Genomic DNA, 3,146 nt, shown 5'->3' with positions numbered 1-3,146 from the left:
AGTTTGACTCACAAGTTTGAACCTCAAGTTTGAACCTCAAGTTTGAACCTCAAGTTTGAACCTCAAGTTTGAACCTCAAGTCAAAACTCCAAGTCAAAAGGTGCGTAATTCGGCGTGTTAATCTATTATAGATGTTTTATGATACATTTAACATAATACCAATGTCCACGTGTAAATGCTTGTATCATGAATATGTTTAATTCAATTTACACTGTTTTTTATCCGCCGTGTATTTACTCTGTTAAAAGATTAACAAAAAACAATAATTATTCTCTTTTTTAGACAAATCAGTAAGTAAAGGTAAATAATTTAACTAACTTCAGAGAGGAGTTCAGTCTTAATAGTTATAAGCGCCGTTTTCATACCTAGTTGCGTTTTTGGTTATTTATTTTTTACTTTGAAATGATTGGCCAACTCTGAGTGATTATCTTATTGAGGAGCTTACTTTTCCACCGTTCTTTTATGCATTCAGATAAATTAGTAATAGGTAAGGCGAAATTAGTTAAATCGATTCTTTACGAGTTTACCTTACCGCAACTTTCTATTTAACTAATTTTGCCAAGTGATGATTTTTCTTTCTTAAATTTTCCTGAGCCTAATGTTTTATAGAATAGACTTACAGAGTGTCGCTAAAAGATTTCCCAAAAAATGTGAGAGACGATCGACATTTTGAAGATCTAAGCATCTGTTGAGAGAAGTGTATGTAACCGAAAAACGTTATTACTTTGGAGACATTGTCGAAATCTAGAAATGTTAAATTATTATTCAGTTATATAAAGTACGATGTGTTCTTTAAATGAATGGCCAATTTCCCTTGTTAACTGTATGTGCGTTCTAAATATAATATATCGATAATAAGAATGTGTGTTTAAGGTACATCTCAATTAAAATTTTGTTTGGAGTTACGCATTGTTAACCATTTTATGAGTTACTTATTTGGTATAGCTAGCCTTTTTTATGATGTGTTCTTTAAGAAACTTTAATAATTAACTAATTTGTGCTTGAAGGATAACGTCCTATACGATAAGTTGCATTTTGAGGTAACTAATGAGGAATGAGAATGAAACCTTGGAGTCCAGACAGTTGGAGAGATTTCCCAATTGTTCAACAACCGGAATATCCGGATAAAGATAAATTACAAAATATTGAATCAGAATTAAACGCTGCGCCACCTTTAGTTTTTGCAGAGGAAACAAGGAGTCTCTATAAAAGCCTTTCTGATGTGTGTGAGGGAAAAGCATTTTTACTGCAAGGCGGTGACTGTGCTGAGTCATTTTCTGATTTCAGCGCAACCAATATAAGAGATACATTCAAAACTCTTTTACAAATGGCCGTTGTCCTTACATACGGTGGTAAATGCCCAGTTGTGAAAATTGCGCGCATGGCTGGTCAATATGCAAAACCAAGGTCGTCTGATTATGAAACCATTGACGGAGTATCTTTACCTTCATACCGTGGAGACATAATTAATAGCTTTGAATTCACCGAAGAAGCGCGATTTCCAGACCCAGCAAGGCTTATGAAAGCTTACCATCATAGTGCGTCAACGTTAAATTTACTTAGAGCGTTCGCCCAAGGTGGCTTGGCTGACTTACATCAGGTAAGCCGTTGGAACATGAGTTTCGTTGCCGCTAATCCGTTGAGAGATAAATTTCAACAAATGGCTAATCGAATTCAAGACGCTTTGGAATTTATGGAAGTATGTGGGATAGACGCTACAGTAGCTCCAAGCTTAAAAGAAACGCACTTATATACGTCCCACGAAGCTCTATTGCTAGGTTATGAACAGGCATTAACGAGACGTGACCATTTAACAGGGGATTGGTATGACTGTTCAGCGCACTTTGTTTGGATAGGTGAAAGAACAAGGCAATTGGACCACGCGCATATTGAATTTTTTAGGGGGATCAAAAACCCAATAGGCGTAAAAGTTGGTCCAGGTATGCAGCCTGACGACCTTATAAAGCTTATTGATGCACTAAACCCAGATAATATACCTGGTAGATTAACTTTAATCACACGAATGGGCGCTGATGTCCTTCCTGAAAAGTTGCCATCTCTGGTAAGGCGCGTGCAAAGCGAAGGCCGAAATGTTGTTTGGACTTCAGATCCAATGCATGGAAACACCGAAAAAGCGAGTACAGGTTATAAAACGCGTAGTTTTAATAATATTTTGCGTGAAATCAGCCAGTTTTTTGCCGTACATAAAGCTGAAGGCTCATATGCAGGCGGCGTACACTTAGAGATGACAGGCCAACACGTGACTGAATGTATTGGTGGTGCGTACGGCTTGTCTGATGAAGACTTAGCGCAAAGATACCGAACTCAATGTGACCCAAGGCTCAATGCAGATCAGGTATTAGAGCTAGGTTTCTTAGTTGCAGACCTATTAAAGGATGCAAAAGACAGAGTTTAATATAAGAGAAAAGGCCGATAAAAGCGCAATGCTGTTAACTTTAGAGGAGCAGCTTTGCGATTAACAGGGTAGCGGCTTTTATTCATCTTAACGACCCTAGGTCTACTTGGCCTAGGGCTTTTTTCTTTAAAGAGTACTCTCAATGTGCAGCTAAACGCTTGGGTGTATTGCCTAAAGAGAGCATTCGCCATCACTTTAAGCTGACTTCCAATGAATTGACATACATATTTGAAGCTTATCTCGTTCGATGCCCTTTTGTGTGATACTGCTGCTAAGCTCTCTTCTCTCCTGATTAAGTTGTACCCCAACATCAATCCCAACAACTTTTGGTACACAAGCTCAACGGTCTTACTCCTTAGCGTAATCGCATTATGTTGCATGGATGATTTTATATCGTGGTAACTCAGCTCTATTTCCGAGCGTTCATGATATAAGTTGGCTATGTCGTTCGCGCTAAATTTATCTCTAGGCAGTGAGGTAAAGACGGTTTTATCTTTTCCGTCAATTTGTACGTAACCGCTCTAACTTGCTACTTATTTGGTAAATCCGGGTTTTTCTTTCTGGCCTGTGGGGATACGTGCATTTCGATAAGCTTGTCGTTGCTGTCATGTTCATCAAGCAAGGTGTATTTTAGTCCTTTACGAGCAGGTATCAGCCAGCGGCAATTATCTCCCAGTGGGTTGATAAAAAATAATAAATCTGCGCCATACTAATAGTGTCACTGAGTTAT

1 protein-coding gene and 1 pseudogene are annotated in these 3,146 nt (G+C 38.2%); one reads left to right on the top strand and one right to left on the bottom strand.

Going from position 1 to position 3,146, the window contains the following annotated elements:
- Positions 1-1,060: 1,060 nt before the first annotated feature.
- Positions 1,061-2,416, top strand: a complete 1,356-nt coding sequence (locus N482_RS23675; protein WP_196765376.1) for a class II 3-deoxy-7-phosphoheptulonate synthase — start codon at positions 1,061-1,063, stop codon at positions 2,414-2,416.
- Here N482_RS23675 and N482_RS24615 read toward each other — a convergent pair.
- A pseudogene (locus tag N482_RS24615) lies at positions 2,413-3,125 on the bottom strand (transposase); the annotation flags it as partial. The gene N482_RS23675 and the pseudogene N482_RS24615 sit on opposite strands and share 4 nt — an antisense overlap.
- Positions 3,126-3,146: the final 21 nt, after the last annotated feature.

The sequence above is a fragment of the Pseudoalteromonas luteoviolacea NCIMB 1942 genome (genome assembly GCF_001625595.1).
GTDB lineage: Bacteria > Pseudomonadota > Gammaproteobacteria > Enterobacterales > Alteromonadaceae > Pseudoalteromonas > Pseudoalteromonas luteoviolacea_A.
The sequence above is the reverse complement of the archived record's forward strand: the minus strand, read 5'-3'. Positions and strand labels throughout refer to the sequence as shown.